Origin of the sequence: Bradyrhizobium betae, from assembly GCF_004123905.1 — a bacterium.
Taxonomy (GTDB): domain Bacteria; phylum Pseudomonadota; class Alphaproteobacteria; order Rhizobiales; family Xanthobacteraceae; genus Bradyrhizobium; species Bradyrhizobium betae_A.
Map to the genome: position 1 here is coordinate 1,128,226 of NZ_MZXW01000016.1, position 6,775 is coordinate 1,135,000.

Genomic DNA, 6,775 nt, shown 5'->3' on the forward strand with positions numbered 1-6,775 from the left:
CCCCGGAGAGATTCATCTCTCCGGGGCAATTGTTTTGCGAGGACAGCGCTGGATCTGTTGGCGGCCGCTACTTCTTGACCACCTTGTAGATCGCGTTCTCGATGTCGGAGGAGAGGTAGATGACGCCCGTTGCGCCGATCGCCACGCCTGTCGGGATGTGGGTCGGCAGGCCGCCAGGTGCGCCGACAAGTCCGATCGGAAGATTGGCCGCGATCTCGGTGATCTTGCCGTCCTCCTGCGCGATCTCGATCAGCCGCTTCGCGCCCACTTCCGCCACGACCAGCTTGCCGTCGCTGGCGCGTGCGAGGCCCTCGGGCATTTTCAGGTCCCTGGCGATCACGGTCTTTTCGCCGTTTTTGTCGACCCTTGAGACGGTGCCGGCGAAGGCTTCGGTGACGTAGACCTCGTCGCTGGAGCCACCGACGAGCCCGACCGGGCCCTCAAGACCTCCGACCACCGTGGTGCGATCCTTGCCGTGCTCGCCGCTGACGCGGACCAGCGATTTGGTGCCGAGCTCGGCCACCAAAATGCTGCCGTCCGCGAGCACGATGGCGTCATGCGGCGCCTTGAAGCCGTGCAGCATCTCGCGCGTGGTGCCGGTCTTGCCGTCGATCACCTGTACCGTGCCGGTGAACCAGCTCGACAGGATCACGTCGTTGCCCTTCGCCGTCGCGCTCATCGGGTATTCGAGCGTGACGCCGTCAGCGTGCATGCGTGCTTTCTCGGTGACCTCGCCGCTCGCGCCGTCCACCGTGCGATAGGCGAACACGTCGGCGACGTGGATCGTATCCTTGCCATTCTCCGAGGTGACGCCGATGCCGCCGGGCAGGGCAAGCTTGCCGATGATGATCTGTTTGGCCTGGCCGGTCGCGGGATCGACCTCCTGGATGCCGTTGTCGGCCATGTTGGAGACGTAGATCCGGTCCTTGTCGTCGATGGCGAGATTGTCCAGCGACGGTTTTAGCTGCGCGACGACGGCCTTACCGCCGGACCTGGGATCGACCCGGACGAGCTGGCCGAGCGCCGTGTCGACCACGAACAGATTACCCTTGGAATCGAAGTTCACCGCGGCCGGGACCTTGAAGCCGTCGGCGACCACGGTCAGCTCGGCCTTGTCGACGTCGACTTTTGCGACCTGTCCCTTGAACCAGAGCGGACCGTAGAGCTTGTCGTCGGGACCGAACTCGAAGCCGTTGAGGCCGCCCATCTTCTCCATGATCTGGCGAGGTGGTTTGTCGCCCTCGACATCGATCTCATAGAGCGTGTCGCCGAGGAAAACGGTCGTGGCATAGAGCCTGCCGTCCTTGCGGAAGGCGAGGGAATTGATGCCGGGAAGGCCGGTGGCGAGCTTCTTGATCGGGCCGTCGCCCTTGCGCGCATAGAGATCGCCAGCCAGGAACCCGGTCCAGGCCATGGTACCGTCGGGCGCGAATGCGATGTCGTCGGCCATTCCGATCGGAGCGGGGATTGCAACCTTGGCGGTACCGCCTGAAATGTCGACCTCGTAGAGCATTGCGCCCGCGACGCTGCCGGCAAACAGATGGCCTGCCTTGTCGATGGCGAGCCCGTGCACGCCATGGAACGCCGAGCCGGGGACGAGTCTCGTGACCTCCCAAGTCCTCGGTAATGTCTCAGCCGATGCGCTTGTGATGGAGAAAACAGCAGCAATCAGGGCCGCGCAGGCGAGCCTGTTCTTCATGGCGAGACCTCCCGTTTTTTGGAAAGTATTCGCCCGTCATGCGATTTTGGCAAACGAAACTTGAAATTGTGGCGCAGTGAAATGACGTCGCGTTACGACGCCGGTTTCAAACCAAATTTTCTGGAAATGTCCGGTTGATTTCGGCCGGTCACAAAATCAGCGGTTGGTGACCTGCAACGGCCCGCCGGTCGCATCCGACATCCTCGCGATGGCACCGCCCCGGCCGGTCATCATGCCGTCGAGCCGGTCGCGCTCCTTCTCGAAGCCGGCGAGCATCGGGCCTTCCAGCGAACGGCCGCGCGGCAATTTCACGCGCAGCGGATCCACGAAGCGGCCGTTGACCAGGATCTCGTAGTGGACGTGAGGGCCGGTCGATGCGCCGGTCGAGCCGACGAAGCCGATCACCTGGCCCTGGCGGACCTTCTTGCCGGCTTCCATGCCCTTGGCGAAGGCAGACATGTGGCCGTAGGCGGTCTCGTAGCCGTTGTTGTGCTTGATGCGGATATACTTGCCGTAGCCGCCCTCGGTGCCGATCTTTTCGATCGCGCCGTTGCCGGAGGCGAAGATCGGCGTGCCGTAGGCGGTGGCCCAGTCGACGCCGGTGTGCATCTTCACATAGCCCAGGATCGGGTGGCGGCGGCCGCCGAAGCCGGAGCGCATGATCGCGTTGTTGACGGGCTTGCGCACCAGGAATTTCTTCGCGCTCTTGCCGGTCTCGTCGTAGTAGTCGACGACGCCGTCGTCGGGGCTCTGGTAGCGATAATATTTCTTGGTTTCGCCGCCGACGGTGAGCGAAGCGAACAATACGTCGTTCTTTTCGCTCGACGTCACGCCCTCGTCTTCGCCGGCGTAGAACACGTCGAAGGAATCGCCCGGCGCCACCTTGCGCTGGAAATCGACGTCATAGGAGTAGATCTTGATCATGTCGTCGATGACAGGCATCGGCACTTTGTTGCGTATCGCGGTCTCGTAGATGCTCTGGTAGAGCCGCACGCCAGTGCCGTCATCGTCGTCATCGTCGTCGCTGTTGGCGTTGGCCGTGGCGTCGGCGACGGTGTTCATGCTGGAGACGTCGACCGCGACGTATTTGCCGAGATCGGACAGCGCTGCGATCGCCTCGACCATGGTGTCGTTTGCAATCACGACGCGATAGGGCTGGAGTCTGGCGCCCGGGCTTGCCGGCGCCATCAGGATGCGAAGTTTTTCGCCTTCCTTCAGGCCGCCGTCGCGGCCGCGGGGCCCGAGCGTTGCGGTGATCGCCTTGATCTCCTCGGCCGTCGCGCCGAGATCGCGCAGGACGGAGCCGACCGAGTCGCCCTTCTTGACCGGATGGACGCGTTCGCCGTTGGGATTGCCGCCGGTGATCTGCTCCTTGGTCTTCGGCAGCAGCGTCACGTTTTCAGGCACCACGCGCGTCTCGAATCCGGCATAGGGATCGGACGGCGACACTTCGGGGGCGTAGGCGCTTCTGATGTCGGACGGGCCGGTCGCGCCGGAGACGTCAGCGGCGGCGTTGGCGAGCGAGGCATAGCGCACCCCGCCATTGCCGCGCCAGTTGGCGGCATCGCGCACCCGCATCAGGATGTCGTCGAGCGCCACCACGGCGGAAATCTTGGCCTTCGGCAGCACCGGCGACAGGTCCTTGGTGACGAAGGAGACTTCGGCGTCGGGCTCGACGGCTTCCGGATTGTTCGGGTCCTCCGATGCGGCCTTCGGATCGGAGCCGACGTCGGTGAGAAGGCGCTGGGCGTTGAACGGCGGGATCTTCGCCGATAGATCGCTGGTCGTCATCGACAGGTTGCCGGCGATCCGGACGAACGGGCGCACCCGCATCACGTCGCGGTTGCCGACGCGGGCGACCGTCGAGACGCGTACGATGTTGCGCGAAGCGGAGGATTCGTTCGGCGGCGGCAGGCGGTCGCTCTTGTGCAGCGTGGCGGCGCGATCGGCCGCGCCGAATGCGCCGCGCAGCGCGCCTTCGACCCGCTCCGGCACCTTGGCGAAGGTCATCTCACCGTCGAGAGAGGCGAAAACGGCGCCGCCGATCAGGGCTGCGCCGCAGAGTCCGGTCAGAATCGTCCCGCTGAACCATTGCACCGAGACGCGACGGCGATCGATGACGGCAGCTTCCGAACCATCGACGGACAGCGGCGGCTCGTGGCCGAGATCGATGATCCCGGTCTCACGCCCGTAAGCGCCGCGTGATGTCCTGTGGTTCAACCCAAGTCCCCCAATCAACGACCCAAGAGGCCCATAACAGCCAGGCCCATGACAGCCCGGTTTCGAGCCCCTTCCTGGTCGCCCTCTTCGAGGGGCATCGCAGGAAACGGCAAGCCGCACAGGCGTCCGCGGTCAGAAGGCCCGGATGTCGGGCCGGCCGAAATTACGAACAGCTAAGCGGAAAAAGATCTCTCGATGTCTCTCGAACGTCTGAAGAAGGCCGCTTCATCGCTATGATCGCCTTCCACTGACCCCACGCAAATCGCCGGCAGCCCCCACTGGCATCCCCGCGATTCAAGCTTGTCTCTTATCAGAACGCCGCGGGATTGTGGCTCAAGTACGGCGCCTAATATGGAAAAGTTTCCTGAATGGCCGGGCGCTCGGGGCCGTCTGGCCGGGGGAGGAGCTCGGCCTTGCTTGGGCGAGGCCGGTCTGGCCTGGGGTGGGTCCCGGTCTGGCTTAGGACGGAGCTCCGCCTGCCTGGGTGCAGGGGGCGCGTCTGGAAGGGCAAGGGGGACGGCGTCTGGAGGGGCCCCAAAAGCCGCCTCCCGAGCCCCCTGGAGCGCGAACTTTTTTTGAGATTTTTTGCGGGTCGGGTCCGATCCGCTCGCTGGCCGCCCCTCTAATCGACTGGAATCACTGGAATTTTTACGATGATCCACTGTGCGACGATTTGTTGACGATGGGCGTTGACAATCCCGAGTGCGGGGGCCTATAACCCGACCACTGAGCGCGGCGCCGCCGGGTCACTGACCAAGGCGAGCGAACGCGCCACTGATGCTCCTCACTTCGTTGAGTGCACAACAGCCGACACAAATCGGTTGGAGTTCATTCGTCGTCGGTAAGGGTGTCGGAACCCTTCCTCTCAGGAAGGGTGGGGCCTCCTAGGTCCCGGGCTGTTTGACAAGTGAAGATGAAGAAAGAGAAACGTGGACGGCGGAGTCCTTGCGGGTCTCGCATTTGAAGAGCTTCGGCTTTTTGGATCGGGACCGGACGAAAGACTTCGGCGGTACACGTTTCAAAGGTACACCATCGTTGCCAGCGATGTGAATCGCGGGCAGCACATCGGCTTCGGTCGATGAAAAAATGGTGGGACCTCGTCAAACGTTGTGATCAGCCGGTTCAAAGTTCAAGTCCAACTTGAGAGTTTGATCCTGGCTCAGAGCGAACGCTGGCGGCAGGCTTAACACATGCAAGTCGAGCGGGCGTAGCAATACGTCAGCGGCAGACGGGTGAGTAACGCGTGGGAACATACCTCTTGGTTCGGAACAACACAGGGAAACTTGTGCTAATACCGGATAAGCCCTTACGGGGAAAGATTTATCGCCGAGAGATTGGCCCGCGTCTGATTAGCTAGTTGGTAGGGTAACGGCCTACCAAGGCGACGATCAGTAGCTGGTCTGAGAGGATGATCAGCCACATTGGGACTGAGACACGGCCCAAACTCCTACGGGAGGCAGCAGTGGGGAATATTGGACAATGGGGGCAACCCTGATCCAGCCATGCCGCGTGAGTGATGAAGGCCCTAGGGTTGTAAAGCTCTTTTGTGCGGGAAGATAATGACGGTACCGCAAGAATAAGCCCCGGCTAACTTCGTGCCAGCAGCCGCGGTAATACGAAGGGGGCTAGCGTTGCTCGGAATCACTGGGCGTAAAGGGTGCGTAGGCGGGTCTTTAAGTCAGGGGTGAAATCCTGGAGCTCAACTCCAGAACTGCCTTTGATACTGAAGATCTTGAGTTCGGGAGAGGTGAGTGGAACTGCGAGTGTAGAGGTGAAATTCGTAGATATTCGCAAGAACACCAGTGGCGAAGGCGGCTCACTGGCCCGATACTGACGCTGAGGCACGAAAGCGTGGGGAGCAAACAGGATTAGATACCCTGGTAGTCCACGCCGTAAACGATGAATGCCAGCCGTTAGTGGGTTTACTCACTAGTGGCGCAGCTAACGCTTTAAGCATTCCGCCTGGGGAGTACGGTCGCAAGATTAAAACTCAAAGGAATTGACGGGGGCCCGCACAAGCGGTGGAGCATGTGGTTTAATTCGACGCAACGCGCAGAACCTTACCAGCCCTTGACATGTCCAGGACCGGTCGCAGAGATGTGACCTTCTCTTCGGAGCCTGGAACACAGGTGCTGCATGGCTGTCGTCAGCTCGTGTCGTGAGATGTTGGGTTAAGTCCCGCAACGAGCGCAACCCCCGTCCTTAGTTGCTACCATTTAGTTGAGCACTCTAAGGAGACTGCCGGTGATAAGCCGCGAGGAAGGTGGGGATGACGTCAAGTCCTCATGGCCCTTACGGGCTGGGCTACACACGTGCTACAATGGCGGTGACAATGGGACGCTAAGGGGCAACCCTTCGCAAATCTCAAAAAGCCGTCTCAGTTCGGATTGGGCTCTGCAACTCGAGCCCATGAAGTTGGAATCGCTAGTAATCGTGGATCAGCACGCCACGGTGAATACGTTCCCGGGCCTTGTACACACCGCCCGTCACACCATGGGAGTTGGTTTTACCTGAAGACGGTGCGCTAACCAGCAATGGAGGCAGCCGGCCACGGTAGGGTCAGCGACTGGGGTGAAGTCGTAACAAGGTAGCCGTAGGGGAACCTGCGGCTGGATCACCTCCTTTCTAAGGATGATCCTTCAGCGAGCTTCGGCTCACTATCGGATCGTTTTAGAAACATCAGTGGCCAACGGTCGTCAGGATCGTTGAGCTGCATTGGCGGGATTTCGCCGTCTACGTTTCTCTTTCTTCGCGGACGAACACGCGCTGGGCCTGCATGGTTGCAGGATCCCGGTCCTTAACTGGATATGCGTTAGGGGCTTGTAGCTCAGTTGGTTAGAGCGCGCGCTTGATAAG

Annotated in this window: 2 protein-coding genes, 1 tRNA gene and 1 rRNA gene (1 of these 4 cut by a window edge); 2 read left to right on the top strand and 2 right to left on the bottom strand. The window is 61.4% G+C overall.

Annotated features, from left to right (window positions below):
• Positions 1-67: 67 nt before the first annotated feature.
• Positions 68-1,699 carry an SMP-30/gluconolactonase/LRE family protein gene (locus B5V03_RS15660; protein ID WP_129271162.1) on the bottom strand — a complete coding sequence of 544 codons (1,632 nt, stop codon included), beginning with the start codon at positions 1,697-1,699 and terminating at the stop codon, positions 68-70.
• 156 nt (positions 1,700-1,855) lie between these two features.
• The gene (locus tag B5V03_RS15665; RefSeq protein WP_164988019.1) at positions 1,856-3,919 is read right to left on the bottom strand and encodes a M23 family metallopeptidase; all 2,064 of its coding nucleotides are present in this window, start codon (positions 3,917-3,919) and stop codon (positions 1,856-1,858) included.
• Positions 3,920-5,055: 1,136 nt separating this feature from the next.
• Here B5V03_RS15665 and B5V03_RS15670 point away from each other — a divergent pair.
• Together B5V03_RS15670 and B5V03_RS15675 are read left to right on the top strand one after the other, a co-directional pair.
• Positions 5,056-6,544, top strand: a 16S ribosomal RNA gene (locus tag B5V03_RS15670).
• A gap of 191 nt (positions 6,545-6,735) precedes the next feature.
• Positions 6,736-6,775: transfer RNA gene (locus B5V03_RS15675), tRNA-Ile, on the top strand; it runs 37 nt beyond the window's last position.